The sequence below is a fragment of the Flavobacterium channae genome, assembly GCF_021172165.1.
In the GTDB taxonomy this organism is placed as follows: Bacteria; Bacteroidota; Bacteroidia; order Flavobacteriales; family Flavobacteriaceae; genus Flavobacterium; species Flavobacterium channae.
The window spans coordinates 23,164-41,504 of record NZ_CP089096.1 but is presented as its reverse complement, the minus strand read 5'-3'; the positions used below and the strand labels follow the sequence as shown (position 1 = coordinate 41,504).

General features: G+C 30.8%; 20 protein-coding genes. 16 read left to right on the top strand and 4 right to left on the bottom strand.

Translation table 11 applies throughout. The features are described from left to right. The first annotated feature begins 32 nt into the window (after positions 1-32). The 14 genes from LOS89_RS00185 (at position 33) to LOS89_RS00125 (ending at position 12,206) form a co-directional block, all read left to right on the top strand. Entirely contained in the window at positions 33-722 is a 690-nt protein-coding gene (locus LOS89_RS00185; RefSeq protein ID WP_231835718.1) for a hypothetical protein, read from the top strand. A 24-nt stretch (positions 723-746) separates the two neighbouring features. Beyond that, positions 747-1,118 (top strand): ribonuclease P protein component, encoded by a 372-nt coding sequence (gene rnpA / locus LOS89_RS00180; RefSeq protein ID WP_231835717.1) that lies wholly within the window; start codon positions 747-749, stop codon positions 1,116-1,118. Positions 1,119-1,189: 71 nt separating this feature from the next. Further along, positions 1,190-2,824: a S41 family peptidase gene (locus LOS89_RS00175; protein ID WP_231835716.1), complete on the top strand. Its 1,635-nt coding sequence runs from the start codon at positions 1,190-1,192 to the stop codon at positions 2,822-2,824. A gap of 3 nt (positions 2,825-2,827) precedes the next feature. After that, the gene (locus LOS89_RS00170) at positions 2,828-3,679 is read left to right on the top strand and encodes an OmpA family protein (RefSeq protein WP_231835715.1); all 852 of its coding nucleotides are present in this window, start codon (positions 2,828-2,830) and stop codon (positions 3,677-3,679) included. 110 nt (positions 3,680-3,789) lie between these two features. Next, positions 3,790-4,449, top strand: a complete 660-nt coding sequence (locus LOS89_RS00165) for a response regulator (RefSeq protein ID WP_231835714.1) — start codon at positions 3,790-3,792, stop codon at positions 4,447-4,449. Positions 4,450-4,465: 16 nt separating this feature from the next. After that, positions 4,466-5,200 (top strand): GLPGLI family protein, encoded by a 735-nt coding sequence (locus LOS89_RS00160; protein WP_231835713.1) that lies wholly within the window; start codon positions 4,466-4,468, stop codon positions 5,198-5,200. Between the two features lie 61 nt (positions 5,201-5,261). After that, entirely contained in the window at positions 5,262-5,963 is a 702-nt protein-coding gene (locus LOS89_RS00155) for a GLPGLI family protein (protein WP_231835712.1), read from the top strand. A gap of 40 nt (positions 5,964-6,003) precedes the next feature. Continuing rightward, positions 6,004-6,681 (top strand): GLPGLI family protein, encoded by a 678-nt coding sequence (locus tag LOS89_RS00150; protein ID WP_231835711.1) that lies wholly within the window; start codon positions 6,004-6,006, stop codon positions 6,679-6,681. A gap of 35 nt (positions 6,682-6,716) precedes the next feature. Further along, entirely contained in the window at positions 6,717-7,430 is a 714-nt protein-coding gene (locus LOS89_RS00145) for a GLPGLI family protein (protein ID WP_231835710.1), read from the top strand. Between the two features lie 220 nt (positions 7,431-7,650). Then, on the top strand, positions 7,651-7,890 hold the full coding sequence (locus tag LOS89_RS00140; protein WP_231835709.1) for a hypothetical protein: 240 nt from the start codon (positions 7,651-7,653) through the stop codon (positions 7,888-7,890). Positions 7,891-7,944: 54 nt separating this feature from the next. Continuing rightward, entirely contained in the window at positions 7,945-8,640 is a 696-nt protein-coding gene (locus tag LOS89_RS00135; RefSeq protein WP_231835708.1) for a GLPGLI family protein, read from the top strand. A gap of 67 nt (positions 8,641-8,707) precedes the next feature. Next, positions 8,708-8,836 carry a hypothetical protein gene (locus tag LOS89_RS13080; protein WP_255671012.1) on the top strand — a complete coding sequence of 43 codons (129 nt, stop codon included), beginning with the start codon at positions 8,708-8,710 and terminating at the stop codon, positions 8,834-8,836. A 5-nt stretch (positions 8,837-8,841) separates the two neighbouring features. After that, positions 8,842-9,531, top strand: a complete 690-nt coding sequence (locus LOS89_RS00130) for a GLPGLI family protein (RefSeq protein ID WP_231835707.1) — start codon at positions 8,842-8,844, stop codon at positions 9,529-9,531. A gap of 14 nt (positions 9,532-9,545) precedes the next feature. After that, positions 9,546-12,206, top strand: a complete 2,661-nt coding sequence (locus LOS89_RS00125; protein ID WP_231835706.1) for a TonB-dependent receptor — start codon at positions 9,546-9,548, stop codon at positions 12,204-12,206. 131 nt (positions 12,207-12,337) lie between these two features. Here the strand turns inward: LOS89_RS00125 and LOS89_RS00120 are convergent, their stop codons facing one another. From LOS89_RS00120 to LOS89_RS00105, 4 genes are all read right to left on the bottom strand, one after another. Beyond that, the gene (locus LOS89_RS00120) at positions 12,338-12,781 is read right to left on the bottom strand and encodes a GNAT family N-acetyltransferase (protein WP_231835705.1); all 444 of its coding nucleotides are present in this window, start codon (positions 12,779-12,781) and stop codon (positions 12,338-12,340) included. An 87-nt stretch (positions 12,782-12,868) separates the two neighbouring features. Then, a complete protein-coding gene (locus LOS89_RS00115; RefSeq protein WP_231835704.1) occupies positions 12,869-13,852 on the bottom strand; it encodes a DUF4837 family protein in 984 nt (327 codons plus the stop codon). A gap of 15 nt (positions 13,853-13,867) precedes the next feature. Further along, a complete protein-coding gene (locus tag LOS89_RS00110) occupies positions 13,868-15,382 on the bottom strand; it encodes a lytic transglycosylase domain-containing protein (RefSeq protein ID WP_231835703.1) in 1,515 nt (504 codons plus the stop codon). Positions 15,383-15,445: 63 nt separating this feature from the next. Continuing rightward, positions 15,446-16,633, bottom strand: coding sequence for a phosphoglycerate kinase (locus LOS89_RS00105; protein ID WP_231835702.1), 1,188 nt, complete (start codon positions 16,631-16,633; stop codon positions 15,446-15,448). 159 nt (positions 16,634-16,792) lie between these two features. On the opposite strand from LOS89_RS00105, the gene LOS89_RS00100 reads away from it, so the two are divergent. Together LOS89_RS00100 and LOS89_RS00095 are read left to right on the top strand one after the other, a co-directional pair. Continuing rightward, entirely contained in the window at positions 16,793-17,944 is a 1,152-nt protein-coding gene (locus tag LOS89_RS00100) for a DNA polymerase III subunit (protein WP_231835701.1), read from the top strand. Between the two features lie 2 nt (positions 17,945-17,946). Further along, complete coding sequence (locus LOS89_RS00095) at positions 17,947-18,336, top strand: DoxX family membrane protein (RefSeq protein ID WP_231835700.1); 390 nt, start codon at positions 17,947-17,949, stop codon at positions 18,334-18,336. Positions 18,337-18,341: the final 5 nt, after the last annotated feature.

The window sequence follows — 18,341 nt, the reverse complement described above, 5'->3', positions numbered from 1 at the left end:
TGATTATTAGTAAATTAGTATAAAAATAAAAGGTGGAAATCTTAGATAAAAATAAAACGGTATCCCAATTAACAATACTATACATTTTAGTGGTTGTTGCCTTTTCATTTTTAAATCTGAAATCATTTCCCGTTCTTGAATTCCTGTTAGGTAGTATTCGAATTCCGATTCTTATTTTGATGTATTTTCTTGCTTCCAAAATCAAAAGTACGCTTTATTTTAGTGCTTTAATTTTGTTCTTTTTTGCCTATTTATTCTTTAGGGAAAATACGCCTTTTTTTAATTTTATTGGAGCTATCATTTCTCTTGCTTATCGGATTTTAATCTTTATCATCGTTTATAAAAGTATCGAAAATAAAAATTGGTTAGCGATTGTTTTGGCTTCCATTCCGTTCTTTTTTATCTATTTGTATGCGTTACTTTTGATAGAAAAAGAAGTGAAAATGGATTTTTATCCATGGGTTATAAATGGCTTTTTAACTTCTTTCATTGGCGGAATGGCAACTTTCAATTTCCTTTTTCAAGACAAAAAACGATTGTATTGGTTATTCATAAGCGCTATTTTATTTGTGATTCAAATCGGCGTGTTTTTAATCAACAAATATTATTTTCCTGATGAAATTTTAAGAACACTAACCATAATTTTATTTGGAATTTCCAACTTCACTTTTTACAAATTTGTGATTCTAAAAGAAGAATTAAAACTTAAATACGCATCTTAATTTAAAGTTTTCTAACTTTGCTTCATGAAATTCACTTATCCCAAACACGAAAAATTAAAAAGCAAAACCACAATTGACTTGTTGTTTTCGGAAGGGAAATCAGTTTCAAAATATCCGTTGCGTTTGGTTTATGTTGAAAATACAGAGCCTAATGCGGAACTGATTAAAATGGGTGTTTCCGTTTCTAAAAAATACTTCAAAAAAGCGGTCAATCGTAATTATTTCAAACGTGTTTTGCGTGAAACGTATCGTTTAAACAAGCATCTTTTGATTGATCATTTGGAAAAACCGTATGCATTTATGTTTTTTTATCAATCGAAAGAGCGACTTTCTTATCAAGAAATCGAAGAGAAAACCATCCAACTTTTTCAAAAATTCAACGAAAGGCAGAAGTAAATTGCACTTTTGGTTTAATTTTTGCTCAAGATTCTTTACTTTCGTAAACTAGTATAATTCAATACTTCAACATGAAAAAATATTTCAGAGGAAAAATAATCATTCCTGTTCTGGCAGCGGGTTTCTTATTTGTGGGTGTTAGTTTCAAGAACGACTTTTTTGAAATTGCCAAGCAAATTGAAATCTTTACTGGACTTTTCAAAACCGTTAACCAAAATTACGTGGACGAAACCAATCCGGGTGAAATGATGGATAACGCCATAAAAAACATGTTGAAAGAATTAGATCCGTACACGGTTTTCTTCAACGAACAAGATGTTTTAAAATTTAAAATCAACAATACTGGCGAATACACCGGAATAGGCGCCATGGTTCAAAGAAGAGATGGAAAAGTATTTTTGAAAGAAATTTACAAAGGATTTCCTGCTGACAAAGCTGGCTTAAAAGCGGGCGATGAAGTAATTCAAATAGGCGATATCAATCTAAAAGAATACAAAGAAGATGCTTCGCAATTGTTTCGTGGTGCAAAAAACACCAAAATTGACATTCAATATCTTCGTCAAGGAAAAACACAAAGCGCTACTATTATTTTAGATGATGTTGAAATAAAAGCGGTTCCATTTTTCTCGCTTTTAAAAGACAATACAGGCTACATTGTTTTAAGTAAATTCACTGAAAAATCAAGCTTTGAAACCAAAACTGCTTTGCTAGATTTAAAAAAACAAGGCGCTACAAAAATCATTTTAGATTTAAGAGGAAATCCGGGTGGTTTATTACATGAAGCCGTAAATATTTGTAATCTTTTTGTGCCAAAAGGAGAACTAATTGTTACTACAAAATCGAAAAATCCAAAACACAATTTAGAATATCGTACTAAAAACGAACCTATCGATTTAGAAATTCCTATTGTTGTAATTGTTGATGGAAAAAGTGCATCAGCTTCAGAAATTGTTGCAGGTGCAATTCAAGATTTGGATAGAGGAGTGGTTTTAGGTTCAAGAAGTTTTGGAAAAGGATTGGTACAACGACCTTTAGATTTGTCTTACGGAACTCAAGTTAAAGTTACTATTTCTAGATATTACACGCCTTCAGGAAGATGTATTCAGGCATTAGATTATTCTAAAAAAGACGAAAACGGAAAAGCAATTACAAAATCACAAGACGAGTTCAATGCTTTTAAAACCAAAGCAGGAAGAACCGTTTATGATGGAGGAGGCGTTTTACCAGATGTTCAAATTGAAGAAACTAAATTGGCTAATATTACAGACGCTGTTACTAAAACGGATGCTATTTTTAACTTTGGAACACAATGGTATTATAAAAATCCTTCTTTAAACGGAATACCAACAGTTTCTGATGCCGATTTTAATGCTTTTAAAGCGTATTTAAAACAAGAAAAGATAAGTTTAGACACCGAAACTAATAAAGCGCTTAAAAACGTTCTTGAAACCGCTAAAAAAGAAAAGATTGATTCACAAATTGCTAATGAATACAAACAATTGGAATTGGCAATCGAAAGAAATCAAGAATTGGAATTGGATAAAAACAAAAACCAAATTAAAAAATTAATTCAGGAAGATCTTATAACTCGTTACCAATATCGCGAAGGTTTATATCAGTTTTACACCAAAGAAAATGTAGAAATTGAAAAAGCAATTGCTTTATTAAACAATACAAATCAATACAAATCGATATTAAAAAAATAAAAAATGACACGTTTACTCTCGCTATTTCTTTTTCTTTTTTCAATTGTTAGTTTTGCACAAGAAGACGAAGAAGTACACTCTATTTTCTTCGAATTTGACAAATACAATTTAAAAGAAGAGCAAGCCAATGCCGTTGTAGCTTTTGTTAGTAAAATTGATACTGCCCGAATAGAATCGGTACAAATTTTTGGTTATTGTGATGACAGAGGAAAAGATGCTTATAACTACACTTTGTCTACCAACAGAGCTAACACGGTAAAAGACAAATTGATAGAAAAAGGAATTAAGAGTAAAATCATCATTACCCTTGAAGGAAAAGGGAGAATTATGCTTGATGAAGACATGCAAACCAATGTTCCGGAAGCGCGTTCAAAAAACCGTAGAGTAGACGTAGTAGTCAATTTTAAACCAGTTGTAATTGAAGATTTAAAAATTCCTGGCGTTTATAGTTCCATTAAAAAAGACAGAATTGTTGGCGATAGAATTTATCTAGACCACGTTTTGTTTGAAAGAGGAAGTAGTCAACTTACCTACAAAGCAAAGAAAGAATTGGACCGAATTGCTTTAGAACTTCACAAATACAAAAACATCCATTTCGAAATTCAAGGGCACGTTTGTTGTACGCCAACATTCCAAAAAGAAGCTATTGATCGCGATACCAAAAAACGTGAATTGTCTATTAATCGTGCTAAAAGAGTATACAATTACTTTTTAATGAAACGCATTAGCAGAACACGTATGACATTTAAAGGTTATGGCAACACACAATCTTTGAAAAAAGGAAGCACACTAGACCGAAGAGTGGAACTTTTAATTACTAAAAACGAACAAGTTCCTGTAGCACCTAAGAAGTAATTTGTTTTAACACAAAGTATGGTTTTTTTATACCGTTTGTTAAATTTTATTTTTCATTATGGCGCTATGCCTTTTTTGTAGTAATTTGTAGCAAATAAAAGCCTTCACGCGTGAAAATCTTAATTGCTGACGACCATCAATACATGATTAACTCTTTGAAAACCATAGTAAATTATGCTTTTGAAGATGTTAAAACAATTCATTTTGTAGAAGCACAAAACTGCAAAACGGCTATTTTTGAAATTAATGCTTTTTCAGCAGCCAATGAAAATTTTGATTTGGCAATACTCGACTTTTCTATGCCAGCAGACACGGAAAAAAACATTTTAAATGGCGGTGATGTTTGTTTGTTTCTTCGCGAAAAAATGCCTTCTTGTAAAACGCTAATTTTTACAGCACATTTAGAAGATTTAATTTTACTTGATATCGATCATAAAGTAAAACCAGATGCTTTAATTATTAAAAGCGATGTAAAACCCGAAGAATTAATTACAATTTGTAGCGATGTTGTTGTAAAAGGAAAAAAATACAGCAGCCCAACTGTAATAGAAAAAAAAGACAAAATGTGGATTGAAGAAATTTTTACAAAAGAATCCAATCGCAAAATCGTTGAATTACTAAGCAAAGGTTATAAAATAAAAGAAATTGCTTCGGAACTTCTTTTAACAGAAGTTGCTATTCAAAAAAGGCTTGCCAAAATAAAACAAGGATTAAATATCACAGATGATTCCAGCATTTTACGCGAAGTAAAACGCAGAGGTTATGTTTAATCAAGCATTCTCAACTATGAAAAAAACAATAATTTTTCTTTTTTTTACAACATTTATTAGTTCTTTTGGCCAACAAAATGGAATAATTACTTACAAATCGTTTTTTAGTATAAAGCAAGCCACAGAAGAACTCAAACAGCAAAACAGAATGTGGTATCAAGAAGAATTAGACCACGAAATGATGGCACAATTACTTCGATTTACGCTTCAATTCAACAATGAGGCCGCTGTTTTTACAATGTCTGAAAATATGATTTCAGATTTAGAAAATCAATTGAGTAAAAGATATACTGTTGGGTTGTTTTATGGTGATGACATTTTTTATATAAATAGAAAAAAAGATACTTTAATTGAACAGCTTACCTATTCATTTGCTACGTTATTAAGAAAAAGAAAAGCAAGTTTTATCGAATGGAATTTAACTACTGAAACCAAAGAAATTCAAGGCTATAAATGTTATAAAGCTACTTACACTTATGTTCAAAAATGGAAAGGTCGTGAGTTTTTATGGCCTGTTGTAGCTTGGTATTGTCCTGAAATTCCAGTTCCACTAGGCCCTACAAGATATTCTGGATTACCTGGATTAATTTTAGAATTACATGAAGACGAAATTGCCTATGTTGTTGAAAAAATAGATTTGAAAACTGTTCCTACTAAAATAACAGAGCCAACAGAAGGAGAAATGTTATCCGATGAGGAAATTAAAAACAGAGATCGAAGAGTTAAAGATGAACTCATAAACAATAATTAGTTAAAAATTACATGTTGTTTAATTTCAAACCATGAAACCCATAAAAAAATAAGTAAAACCGATGAAATATTTCTTTCTACTCATCTTCGCTTTATTTTCTTTAGTCACTCTTGCACAAAAAAGCGGAACCATAACCTATAGTTTTAAAATATTAGAAGATGAAAAATTAATCAAAAATGAAACTATTGGAAAATTTGTTTTACAAGCAATAGAAGGCGCAAAACATCTCAAATTTGAATTAACGTTCAACGACTCTATTTCCGAATTTAAACTTACAAAGAACTTATCTTTAGATGGTCAAAACTTAGAAATGACAATACTTCATAGTAGAGCTAAAAAAGAAATCTATATTTTTAAAAATAAAATTTATTACAACAATTCGGGTAGCATTTTCAAAGAAAATGAATACTTAATAATCGAACCTTTGAATCTAAATTGGGTTCTAACAAATGAATCGAAAATCATTGATGGCTACACTTGCTATAAAGCAACTAACGAATATATTGTGGACAATGGTAAAATTTTCAAACATCCTGTAGTTGCTTGGTTTTGCCCTCAAATTCCTATCTCAATTGGACCAAAAGGCTATGGCGGTCTTCCTGGTTTAATATTAGAATTACAAGAATGGAATAATGTTTTTGGCGTTGAAAAAATTGCGTTTTCAAATGATGTTAAAGAAATTGTACTGCCAAATGAAGGAAAGATAATTACTGATCAAGAATTTCAAAATAAGGTTCGTGAATTTGTCAAAAAACAATTCTGATTTATTTTGAATTAAAAAAAACACCAAAACCTATAACTCTATGATTCATAAAAAAGTTGTTGTAATCCTACTATTCTCACTTAACATTTTGTTTTCGCAAAGCGGACAAGTTGTTTATGAAGCAATGTCAAAAAAATATCCTGAAACAAAGGAAAACAAAGGAGATGTTCAAATTAAAAATCTTGAAAATGCAAGAATTTCCTTCGAATTAAAATTTAATAACCAAAATAGTTTTTTTTATAAATTAAGTTTAAACAAAGAAGATGGGTATAATTTAGCTGAAGAAACTTTGTTGATAATGCTTGGATTCAAAGAAGTCTATTTTGAATTAAAAGAAAAGTTATTACACGAAGATTATGGTGAATTTCTAATTAAAACTCCATCAAATCATAATTGGAATATTTCAAGTGAAAGCAAAAAAATTAACAACTACTTATGCTACAAAGCTACTTGTACTGAAAGTTATACAGCAAGAGATGGTAAAAACAAAGAAAGGGTAATTACGGCATGGTTTTGTCCTGAATTACCTTATTCTTATGGCCCTTTGGAATACAATGGATTACCAGGTTTAATTTTGGAATTAGAAAAAAACGGAAATAAGGTAGTGGCAAAATCAATTGTTCTATCGGATAAAAAAATCTCCTTAGAATTGCCAAATAAAAAAAGGATTTCTAAAGAAGAATACAATCAAAAAATTAAAGAAAATTCAGAATTTTAAATGTTAGTTTTTCAATTCGGTTTAATAAAACATTCATGAAAAAACTTATTTTGTTTTTAGTATTTACTTCCTCTATAATGGGGCAAAATTACAAGATTGTATATGGTAAATCTATTTCTAACAATGAAGAAGATTTAGAAAAAATTACTGACATTAATATAAAAAACAATATTGTTAGCATTAACGAATCGTTTGATCAAGTAGAATATGAGCTTATTATTAGTAATAATTTTGCTTTTTTTAAGTACATAAAAACTCTTAAAATGACAGGTTTCAATCCGAGAGCAATTACAGTAGGAGGAGGTAGTGGAGTTCATTATTATGATAAAATAAATAATGTAGCCATTTATGAGACCGAAATGACTGGAAAGAAATACTTTATTAAGAGTAATATCAATAAATATAATTGGACAATAACAAGTGAAACAAAATCAATTAACAATTTTCTGTGTTATCGTGCAATAGCAAAGGTTTCCTATGATGATTTTAGAGGAAAAGATACTTATGAAATTGAAGCTTGGTTTTGCCCTGAAATTCCTTTCTCTTATGGTCCTGATGTATATTATGGTTTACCTGGATTAATATTTGAAGCTAGAGTAGTTAATTCAAAAGTTAGATTTTATTTAAAAAGTATTACAAAATTAGATACAGAAATTCCTTTACAACTACCAAAAGAAAAAACCATATCTGAAGAAGAATTTACAGCCATTTTTAATGCTGAAATGAAAAAATTAACGGAAGAAAACTAATCTTTTGCCGTAAATAATTACAAAAATCTAAATTTTAAAATCTCAAATTATTATATTTTAAATACAATAAAACACTTAAAATTAAGTTATCAGGCAAAAAAGGTGTCTTTTATATACTTTTAGTTAAATGTTAAATTGAAATTTTGTTTTTCATTTTTAAAGTTCAACATTTGGATTGGTTAACCAAAAACAAATTAGTAATTTTAAAAATTTAAACAAAATGCAAAAAATGATTTTTAGTGCAGTTGCACTTGTAGCTTTTTCTTTTGCTGGTATGGCAAATGAAATTGAAGAGAAAAAAGTTGAAGCTAAAGTTGAATATACCGAGACTGGATGTCATAATGTATATCTTGACACTTATCAATCAGCTATCGATAATGGAGCCAATGAAATGCAAGCAGGAAAAGTAGCTTGGGACGCATATAAATCATGCACAGAAAAAGTGTTAACACAAGCTTAATAAATTACAAAACGCTTTAATTCAATATTAAAGCGTTTTAAAAAAATATATCATATGTTAGGGAGAATTATTGTATTATTTATTTTTGTTGGAAACCTTTCAGCGCAAACAAATTCATTAAGTGTAAACTATTCATTACATATAGGTTTTGATGAAGGCTTTTCAACCAATGCTGTTTTAAAAGACTATTATGCTCTAGCACAAAAGGGAGCTCAAGCAATTAAATTCAGATTGGAAGCAAATAAAAATGTTTCTTATTTTAAAATGGAAGAAGTAATGACAAATAGTGAAATTGATTTTGCTATTTCTTTTTCAGAAGCATCAACATCTTTTTTTATCGATGTTGTTAAAGAAGAAAAAACACAATATGAAAGTGGTTTTTTTGGAGAATTTATGATAGAATCCAAAGAAACTACAAATTGGAAACTAGAGAATGAAACCAAACAAATAGGTTCGTACTTATGCTACAAAGCCATATCAGAACAAATTGTTATAAATCCAAAAGGGACTTTTAAACATCCTATAGTGGCTTGGTATTGCCCAAGTATTCCTTTTAATTTTGGTCCAAAAGGATATAATGGCTTACCAGGATTAATTTTAGAATTACAAGTAAGGAATATTACATGGGGCGCCACAAAAATAGAACTTAGCAACGAAAACAAAATTATCGAAAAACCTAAAAAAGGAAAATTAATCACTCAAGAAGAGTTTAAAAAAATTTTAGCTTCACCACCAATTTTAGGAAATTAACCGTTTTATTCAAATTCATTAATAAAACTTAAGAAAAGTAAATTAATTTCAAGTTTTTAAAACCTTCTTGAAACATTATTTAAAGCGTATTTCAAAATTAGTTGCCGAAATTCCTTTACAATTACAAGAAGAAAAAACCATATCTGAAGAAGAATTTACAGCCATTTTTAATGCTGAAATGAAAAAATTAACTTAAGAAAAATGAAGAAAATTTATTCGCTCGTAATTGTACTATTATTTTTAACAACTATTTATTCACAGAATAATAAAGCTATCTATTCTGTAACGATAAACAATAAAGATGAAATAACCAAATCACCTTACAATTCCTACTATAAAATTGCTCAAGAGAATAGTAATCAGTTTACTTTTCAATTAAATTTTTCAAAAGATAGAAGTGAGTTCTTTATCATGGATAACCTAGAAATTGAATATCATTCTTATAGAATGGTTAGAGCTTTTTCTAGGTATCAAGGTTTTACAAGTATAACTAAAGACAAAACTTTTATAGAAAAAGAGATTGATAATGAAACCTATATTTTAGAGGAAAAAGCAGCATATAATTGGTCTTTAACCACTGAAACTAAAAAAATCGGCAATTATAATTGTTACAAAGCGACAACTGAAAAAACAATTGAGAACAAAATAATAGTTCCTATAACAGCTTGGTATTGTCCTGAAATAGCGTATCAATTTGGGCCTAATGGATACGGAAATTTACCAGGATTAATTGTAGAACTCCAAATTGATAATGTTATATACGGATTAAAATCTATTACTTTTGATGATAGCTCCATTAAATTTAAAGAAATTGATTTCAAAAAAATTATTTCTAAAGAAAAATACGAAGAAATAATCAAAGAAAAAATGAAGTTTATATTAGACGAATAATTACAAAAATCTAAATGCCAAAATCCATAATTCTATTACTACTTTTTCCATTTTTTACATTTTCTCAAACCTTAACTGGTACGGTGAAAGACTCGTTAGGAAACCCATTACAAAACGCTAATGTAATTGCCAAACCTTTAGTTGAAAAACAAGGGTTAAAATTTGCTATTGCCGATCATTTGGGGCGTTACAAATTAGAATTAGAAAAAGACGTACCTTATGAAGTTCGGGTTTCGTATTTAGGTTTTATAGAAGAAATTTTAAATCTTCCGGCTAATTTTTCGCAAAAAGAACACCATTTTAAACTCAAAGAAAACGGGCAAGAATTAAAAGAAATTACCATTACCTACGATTACAAACCTGTTGTGGTTAAAAAAGACACGCTCATTTACGATGTAAAAGCGTTTACTAGCGGTAACGAACGCAAATTAAAAGAGCAACTAGAAAAACTACCAGGTGTAGAAGTAGATAAAAACGGTGGCGTTACGGTTCAGGGCAAGAAAGTAACCAAGTTTTTAGTAGAAAATAAATCATTTTTTGGAGGAGGAACAAAGCTTGGCGTAGAAAATATTCCAGCAGATGCCGTAGATAAAGTGGAAGTAATTGACAACTTCAACGAAGTAGGTTTTCTAAAACAAGTTTCTGATTCTGAAGACTTGGCGATGAACATCAAACTGAAAGAAGACAAAAAGAAATTCATTTTTGGCGATGTCGATGCAGGCGCTGAAGTTGCTAATGATAACGGATTTTATCTCGGTCACGCTGCTTTGTTTTATTATGCGCCAAAAACGAATGTGAGTTTCATTGGCGACCTCAACAACATTGGTAAACGTACTTTTTCTTTTCAAGACATGATGCGCTTTCAAGGTGGTGCTAGCAGCTTTATTTCGGGAAGAAAACAATTGACTGATTTGTATTCCTTTGCTAGCGATAATACAGATGTCATAGAAAATAAATCGCAATTTAGCGCTTTTAACTTTCGCCAAGAAATCAATTCTAAATTAGATGTGGAAGGTTTTGCTATTTTTTCTAAACTTTTTACCAGCACTTTAACCGAAAGTTCTATAGAGTATCTTCAAAACACAACCGCCACTTCAGAAGAACGCATCAATAAAGGCGAAAATAAATCGATTTTAGGCATCGGAAACGTAAAACTAAACTACATGCCCAACACAAAAGAGAAATGGTTTTACAACGGCCAATTTCAATCGAGCGCCAATGATATGACTTCGGTTTTAAATTCAAGACTCGATGGACAACAAACTTCGTTTGAAACTCTAAATTCAGCTGATAATATTCAAATCAAACAATTTTTAGAATGGCATAAGCAAATTAATTCTAAACATACCACCACTTTGGTCATCAATCAAAGTTATGACAACCAAAAACCTATTAATACTTGGTTAACTGATACTGAATTTTTAACCGGATTAATTCCATTAGAAAATGATTCGTTTTACAACATTCAGCAAGTAAAAAAAGTAAAAAACAGTAGTATGGATGCGCTTTTTAAACATTATTGGATTATCAACAATTACAATCATTTGTATACCAATGTTGGAAATAATTTAGGAACAACACAACTACAAATCACCGAAAAACAATACCTAACCGATGGCACTATAAATGATTTTGCTACAGATGGTTTTGGTAATGATATGGATTATTTGTTAAACGATTTGTATTTAGGTTTAGAATATAAGTTTAAAATTGGAAAATGGGTGAACAAACCTGCCATTTATGCCCATTATTATCATTTGAAAACCGAGCAAATTGCAAACAATTATACGTTAAACAACACATTTTTACAACCTAGTTGGTTAAGCGAATACGAATTCAATCAATCGGAAAACTTAAAATTCAATTACCGTTTGGTGAATGAATTTCCAGAAGCGAATCGTTTGTTAGAACGTTATACGCTACAAAGTTATAATTCGGTTTTTAAAGGAAATGCCTTATTACAAAACGAGCGTTTTCATAATGCCACTTTGAATTATTCTAGAACCAGCATGTATCGTGGTTTGATGTTATTTGCTAATGCTAGTTTTACCAAAAAAGTAAGAACCATTCGAAATGAAATTGGTTTAGATGGTATCAATCAATTTACTACACCAACTATCACAGATAATCCAGAAACTACCTATCGCGTTTATGGAAATATCGATAAAAAAATAAACAAATTTAGATTGAGTTTTAATGCTAATTTGTCGTGGTTCAATTATACACAAACGGTAAATAGCCAAACAGTAATTAACGACAGAAACAATCAAAACTTTGGTTTAAGATTACGAACAGCTAATAAAAAATGGCCAAGTGTTAGTGTGAGTTATAACAAAACGTTTAGTCAGTTTTCAGGATTAACAAGCTCTAAACTTACTTCAGATAGAATAAAATTTGATTTGGATATCGATTTTTGGAAGCATTTTAATTTTAAAACCGATTACGAAGTAACCTACAACAAAAACAGCAATAATGTAGCTACAGATTTTAGAATTGCCAATGCCTATTTGAGTTACCAAAAGAAAAATAATCCGATCCGATTTGAACTATCGGCTCAGAATTACTTGAATAACGGCACTAAAATCAACAATTCGTTTTCTGATTTTATGATTTCGAGTTCAACAACATTCACATTGCCAAGAGTTGTAATGTTGACGGTTAGTTATAAGCTTTAAAAAGTTTGCAGTCGCAGTTTTTAGTCACAGTAAATCTACTTTAGTGAGCTTTTTTATTCTTAGTTTGATTGTTGTTATAAATCTGTAAAAAAGGGTAATCTGTGCTATTGCTTTCCTGCTGAGACTGTAAACTAAGAACGTTTCATCTGAATATGAGGAATATCATCTTCTAAATACATTTCGCTAGTTTGTATAAAACCATGCGATTCGTAGAATTTTTTTAGGTATTCTTGAGCAGAGATAGTAATGGCTGTTTCGTTGTAATTTTCTTTTATTGCTTCAATACAAACACGCATTAAATCATGACCAAATTTTTTATCACGATATTTTGGGCTCACTACAACGCGACCGATAGAAGTTTCATCAAAATAATAACCTTTATTAAACAAACGCGAATAAGCAGCTAAATCACCGTTATAATATCCCATAACATGAAGTGCTTTCTCATCTTTGCCGTCAATGTCTTGATAAACGCAATTTTGCTCTACTACAAACACTTCTGAACGAAGTTGTAGCAAAGAATATAGTTCAGCTGTAGAAAGTTCGTTAAATCGCTTTATTTCGAATTTTATCATGATTTGGTGATGGGTGATGGGTGATGGGTGATGGAAAAAATTGTTATAAAAACCTATTACCAATTACCTTTAACCCATTACCTAAAATTATTTTAAAAATTTAACCGATTGAATAATGGCTTCCAATTCGAAAACCAAATCACGTTTCGATTTTGAAGGATTATAAGTAAAGCCTTCTAAAATTAAATAACGGTTGTTTTTAGTGTCTTTGATTGCATAATTAACAAACGGTCCGGCCATGAAATCGTTTTTCAATTCCCAAGTTCCTTTTGTCAAATACGTTTTCTTTCCAGCAACGGTAACGTCAAACAAATAAGGCGCATAAGCAGCTTCAGTAATCATCCATGTGTTTGGTAATGTTCCGTGAATGTTAGCTTTACCTATTTCATCGCGCATTGCAGTAATATTAGCAATAATGTTGTTGTCTTTTTCAACCTTGCTAATTGGAACTTCATAAATTAATACACTGTTGTATCCTGAAGTAAATTCTTTTCTCAACCAAATGAATTTGTCTTTTACCATATCGTATTTGTATCCAAACCCGATTTGTAAACTTACACCAAACATTTTTTGAACTTGCGCATCAGAAACCAATGATTTTTTCATTCGAATTTGATTCTCGACAATTTCAGACGCTTTAATGCTTTTAATTATTTCAGCTGATTTTTCTTCTAAAACTTTTAAAATATCTTCCGTATCAGTTCCTGATATAAAAAATACGTTTTGAGGTTTTGCAAATTTATCAACGTTAGAAGCAAAGCCTGCTTCTTTGTCTTTTTTTACAATAATGATGTTTCTACTTTTACGAACAAATCCTTCAAAAACTTTTGTTGGATATTGATTTAAAGTAAATAATGGTTCTTCTTGCGGTAATCCATCTACTGGTGCAGCAAATTTTTTTCGAATACTGTCTCCAATTTCTCCATTCCACAAATTATCGTCGATAATAATTGAAACGTTGTTGATTTTTCCATTAGATTCAGATAAAACGGCTTTCTTGTCTTCATTCGAAGTTTCTTTACAAGACAAAAATGATAAGGCTACAAAAGTTAAAATGGCTATTTTTTTCATGGTGAAAACGATTATTTATCCGTTAATTTTTAATTTCATTCCGGGTTGTATATTGTCACCACTAATATCGTTCCATTTTTTTATGTCTTCAGCAGAAACTCCTGGAAATTTCTTTGCAATTGAATATAACGAATCGCCACTTCTAACGGTGTAAGTCCCATCTTTACTAGCTTTAGCTTCTGTTTGAACAATTACTTTTTTATCGGAATATATTTTTAATTTTTTTCCAGCCTGAATGTTATTTCCTTTGATATGATTCCATTTTTTTAGTTCGGCAATCGAAACATCATACTTATCCGCAATTTTACCTAAACTTTCACCACTTTTAATCGTGTGAAACTGTGTTTTTCTTTCCACTTTTGGTGCTTCTACATAAGCAGAATCTTTTGTCGTTGGAATAAAATCGGTCTTCGTTTTTTCTTTATACGTATCTAGATATTCTAAATAAGCATAAATCTTTTCCTCGTTAGAAACAAACAATCCCATTTTGTTCTTTGGAAGTCTCAAATAATGCGCTTTGTCATCTAAAAAAGGAATTACTTTTAGTTTGTAAATTGGATTTAAAAACTCCAATTGTTCTTCAGGAATATCTAACAATTCAGAAATTTGTTTGAACGACATTTGCTTTTTCACCATAATCGTATCTGTTTCAAAATACGTCAATGGCGCTTTTTTAGGCATAATGTTATGTTCTTTTCTGTATTCGTAAATGTAAAAAGTAGCTAAAAATGCAGGCACATAATTTGCCGTTTCTCTAGGTAAGTTTTTTCTAATGTTCCAATAGTTTTGACTACCACCAGAACGACGAATTGCTTTAGAAACGTTTCCAGGACCAGCATTGTATGAAGCTAAAACCAAACTCCAATCGCCAAAAATTCCGTACAAACTTGACAAATACTGACAAGCTGCTTCTGTAGCTTTTAAAGGATCGTAACGCTCATCAACATATGAATTTACTTCAAGATTGTATTGCTTACCTGTTGGATACATAAATTGCCACAATCCTGACGCTCCTACACGTGATTTTGCTCTTGGGTTTAATGCAGATTCAACTATTGCTAAATATTTCAATTCCATCGGAATGTTATATTTTGCTAAGTGTTCTTCAAACATTGGAAAATAATATTCAGAAACCGCCATCAATCGCTCAAATGCTTTTGGTCGATTTTTTAGAAAAGCCTTTATTGTATTTTCTAAAGCTTGGTTATACTCAATATTGAATGGCGATTTGGCATCCATTTTAGCCAAACGCTTTTTAAGTACTTCGGTAGAAAGATTATAACTAACTTCGGCATCAATATCAATGGTTTCGATATCATTGTACATGTCGTTTGACAACTCAAAATTAGCCAATTCCGACAACCATCTTTCATCAATACAATTGCTTGTACTATGATTTACAAACGTTGTTTTCAAAGAATCCAAATAGGACATTTTTGGCAACGTTAATAAACTTTCTTTTTCTGCAGTCTCTTGTCCGAAGCAAAATAACGACAAAAACAAAGATGTGGTTACTAAAATTTTATTCATTCTTTTTTGTTTTTTTGGGGCGTGTTAATTACCAATAACTTAATAATCAACGTTTTATTGTGTTTATTCTAAAATAGCTGCAATTCCAGGCAAGGTTCTCCCTTCAAGCATCTCCAACATCGCTCCACCACCGGTAGAAACGTAACTCATCTTTGGCTCTAGTCCAAATTGCTTAACAGCAGCCACACTATCACCACCACCTACCAATGAAAAAGCGCCATTAGCTGTAGATTCTGCAATAAATTCACCTAATGAAATTGTTCCTTTTGCAAATGTTTCCATTTCAAAAACACCTAAAGGACCATTCCATAAAATGGTTTTTGAATCTAATATAATTCGTTTGAAAATCTCTAATGATTTTGGCCCAGCATCTAATCCTTGCCATCCATCAGGAATATGATTTACATCAACTACTTGTGTATTAGCATCATTTGAAAAAGCATCAGCCGCAACTACATCAACTGGAATGTGAATTTGAACTCCTTTTTCTTTTGCTTGTTTTAAAATTTCGATTGCTAAATCTAATTTATCATCTTCACAAATAGAATTTCCAATTTTTCCTCCAAGTGCTTTTACAAAAGTAAATGTCATTCCACCACCAATAATCATGTGATTTACTTTGTCTAAAATATTTTCAATTACCGTAATTTTAGAAGAAACTTTACTTCCTCCTAAGATTGCTACAACTGGTTTTTCTGAATTTTTTAATACTTTTTCGATGCTCTCAATTTCTTTAGCTAATAAATAACCAAAGCATTTTGCATTTTCGAAAAACTGAGCAATAATTGTTGTTGAAGCATGTGCTCTGTGAGCAGTTCCAAAAGCATCGTTAACATAAATATCGCCTAATGAAGCTAGTTTTTTAGAAAACTCAACGTCACCTTTTTCTTCTTCAGCATAAAAACGTAAGTTTTCTAACAATAAGATTTCGCCTGCTTGTAAATTTTTAGCAGCATTTTCAGCTACTTCACCGATACAATCTGATGCAAAATGTACTTTTTGACCTAGAATTTCTTCTGTTTTTGAAACAATATGGTTTAATGAGTATTTAGCTTCAACTCCTTTTGGCCTTCCCAAATGGCTCATTAAAATAACACTTCCTCCATCTTTCAAAATTTTATCAATTGTTGGCTTTGCAGCCTCGATTCTTGTTGCATCTGTAACCTTAAAGTTTTCATCTAAAGGCACGTTAAAATCTACTCTGATAATTGCTTTTTTGTTCTTGAAATTGAAGTCGTTAAGTGTTTTCATTTAAGTTGTATTTTTATTTGAGCGAATGCAAATATAAATTATTGTATTTTAAATCCTTATAACAAATATCATATTTTGCATTTTTTTTAAAAAAGTTTTAAAACCATTTTTTTAATTTCTTTTACATCGATTTTGGGATTTTTTGATTAGGTTTGTTCTATGCTTTTCAAAGAAATTTTAGGACAAGAACACATTAAAAATCACCTAACTAAGAGTGCTGAGGCGGGTAGAATTCCTCATGCGCAACTTTTTGTTGGACCCGAAGGTAGTGGAACATTGCCTTTAGCAATTGCTTATGCGCAATATATTTTGTGCGGTAATATGGGTGGCGAAAATGTTGGTGAAAATACCGCTTGTAATCTAAAATTTGAGCATTTTTCACATCCCGATTTGCATTTTGTTTTTCCGGTTGCAAGTACAGATTCTGTTAAAAGTCATGCTGTTAGCGATAATTTTATGAGCGAGTGGCGACAATTTTTAACAGAAACTCCTTACGGCAGTTTGTTTGATTGGCTTAAAAACTTAGGAATTCAAAACAAACAAGGGTTAATAGGGGTAGACGAAGCCACCGAAATCAACAAAAAACTTTCGTTAAAAGCTTATGAAGGCGGTTACAAAGTGATGATTATTTGGATGGCCGATAAAATGAATGGCGCTTCGGCAAATAAACTTTTAAAACTTTTAGAAGAACCGCCAGCTAAAACCGTTTTTATTTTAATTACTGAAAACACGAGCGATTTATTACAAACGATTTTATCGCGTTGTCAAGTTTTAGATTTTATAGGTTTGAGTGAAAGCGTAATTGCTGATGCTTTGGTTTCACGTGAAAACTGTGATCCTTCTTTAGCAAAAAAAATAGCACATCAAAGCGAAGGAAATTACAACAAAGCCTTACATATTTTACACAAAGAAGAAGACGAATTTCCGTTTGATGAATGGTTCGTTGATTGGGTAAGAAGTGCATTTAGAGCAAAAGGAAACGCAGCAGCTATTAACGATTTAATTGCTTGGAGCGAAAATATTGCTGCAACGGGTAGGGAAACACAAAAGCAATTTTTACATTATTGCATTCACTTTTTCAGACAAGCTTTACTGCTTAATTATCAAGCACATGACTTGGTTTTTTTAGAAACAAATGTGCCCAAATTTGAATTAGAAAAATTTGCTCCGTTTGTAAATGGCGCAAATATTACAGATATTTACAAAGAATTAGAAGATGCTATTTACCACATCGAACGCAACGGAAATAGCAAAATTATTTTAACCGATTTGTCTATCAAATTAACTCGATTAATTCACAAAAACGCATAATTATGACACAATTAGCTCCACTTTTAGTTTTAGCTTTTTTAGCAATTACTTTTTTACAATCTGGATACGATAAAATTAAAGATTGGAAAGGCAATGTAGAATGGTTAAATAGTCATTTTTCTAATACCATTTTGGCAAAACAAGTTCCTTTTGCGCTTGGAATTGTATTACTTTTAGAAATTGTTTCTGGAGTTTTATGTATTTCTGGAATCATTCAACACTTAGTTCAAGATGTTGTAATTAGAGGATTAGGCTTTTATGGTGCTATTTTATCTTGCGTTACATTACTTTTCTTGTTGTTTGGACAGCGTTTAGCAAAAGATTACGATGGTGCAAGAACAATTGTAATTTATTTCATTCCTGCAGTAATGTTAGTTAACTGGTTGAGTTAATTTCA

Coding starts and splice junctions, on each gene's coding strand:
- rnpA (WP_231835717.1), top strand. CDS start 747: ATGAAATTCACTTATCCCAAACACGAAAAATTAAAAAGCAAAACCACA.
- LOS89_RS00175 (WP_231835716.1), top strand. CDS start 1,190: ATGAAAAAATATTTCAGAGGAAAAATAATCATTCCTGTTCTGGCAGCG.
- LOS89_RS00170 (WP_231835715.1), top strand. CDS start 2,828: ATGACACGTTTACTCTCGCTATTTCTTTTTCTTTTTTCAATTGTTAGT.
- LOS89_RS00160 (WP_231835713.1), top strand. CDS start 4,466: ATGAAAAAAACAATAATTTTTCTTTTTTTTACAACATTTATTAGTTCT.
- LOS89_RS00155 (WP_231835712.1), top strand. CDS start 5,262: ATGAAATATTTCTTTCTACTCATCTTCGCTTTATTTTCTTTAGTCACT.
- LOS89_RS00150 (WP_231835711.1), top strand. CDS start 6,004: ATGATTCATAAAAAAGTTGTTGTAATCCTACTATTCTCACTTAACATT.
- LOS89_RS00145 (WP_231835710.1), top strand. CDS start 6,717: ATGAAAAAACTTATTTTGTTTTTAGTATTTACTTCCTCTATAATGGGG.
- LOS89_RS00140 (WP_231835709.1), top strand. CDS start 7,651: ATGCAAAAAATGATTTTTAGTGCAGTTGCACTTGTAGCTTTTTCTTTT.
- LOS89_RS00135 (WP_231835708.1), top strand. CDS start 7,945: ATGTTAGGGAGAATTATTGTATTATTTATTTTTGTTGGAAACCTTTCA.
- LOS89_RS00130 (WP_231835707.1), top strand. CDS start 8,842: ATGAAGAAAATTTATTCGCTCGTAATTGTACTATTATTTTTAACAACT.
- LOS89_RS00125 (WP_231835706.1), top strand. CDS start 9,546: ATGCCAAAATCCATAATTCTATTACTACTTTTTCCATTTTTTACATTT.
- LOS89_RS00120 (WP_231835705.1), bottom strand. CDS start 12,781: ATGATAAAATTCGAAATAAAGCGATTTAACGAACTTTCTACAGCTGAA.
- LOS89_RS00115 (WP_231835704.1), bottom strand. CDS start 13,852: ATGAAAAAAATAGCCATTTTAACTTTTGTAGCCTTATCATTTTTGTCT.
- LOS89_RS00110 (WP_231835703.1), bottom strand. CDS start 15,382: ATGAATAAAATTTTAGTAACCACATCTTTGTTTTTGTCGTTATTTTGC.
- LOS89_RS00105 (WP_231835702.1), bottom strand. CDS start 16,633: ATGAAAACACTTAACGACTTCAATTTCAAGAACAAAAAAGCAATTATC.
- LOS89_RS00100 (WP_231835701.1), top strand. CDS start 16,793: ATGCTTTTCAAAGAAATTTTAGGACAAGAACACATTAAAAATCACCTA.
- LOS89_RS00095 (WP_231835700.1), top strand. CDS start 17,947: ATGACACAATTAGCTCCACTTTTAGTTTTAGCTTTTTTAGCAATTACT.